The 425-nt window shown below is 50.1% G+C and carries 1 protein-coding gene; it reads right to left on the bottom strand.

Annotated elements, in window-relative coordinates:
- Positions 1–204: 204 nt before the first annotated feature.
- The coding region (locus L990_RS20450; RefSeq protein WP_047451739.1) for a hypothetical protein at positions 205–425 on the bottom strand (221 nt) is incomplete at its 5' end.

Below are 425 nucleotides of genomic sequence, written 5' to 3'. Positions count from 1 at the left end.
TAGACTTTCTCAACAAGAGTCATCCCGGCGTAGGCCGGAACCGTAGCGCAGCGGAGTTCGACGGAGTCAATCTCCTCAGAATAAGCACTGGATCTTTTCTCTTCGAATTGTATTTCTGCCAAATCTCAGGAGATCCCGTGACAAGCACGGGATGACAGGCTTTTTGGATCGTTCCTATTGCAACCCTTTGGGGACTACCCCTCGCTAAGCTTGGTTTGGTGCGGCTTCAGGCCTCAACTTATGCTCGGTTGCGTCTTCGTCCTTGCTAAGTAGCGGTCTCCCGACTACCATCCAAAAGTAGCAAAAAAGCAAAGCGCAGCCGCTGATGGTAACGACAGCATTCTGCTGGTTTCTTCCCGCTACTTTTTTGGCGCAAAAAAGTAGCACAAAAAACAGGGCGAAAATTAACTCGCACCGTCGGCTTA

Origin of the sequence: Alistipes sp. ZOR0009 (assembly GCF_000798815.1) — a bacterium.
Classification (GTDB): domain Bacteria; phylum Bacteroidota; class Bacteroidia; order Bacteroidales; family ZOR0009; genus Acetobacteroides.
This window is presented reverse-complemented; position numbering and strand designations above follow the sequence as displayed.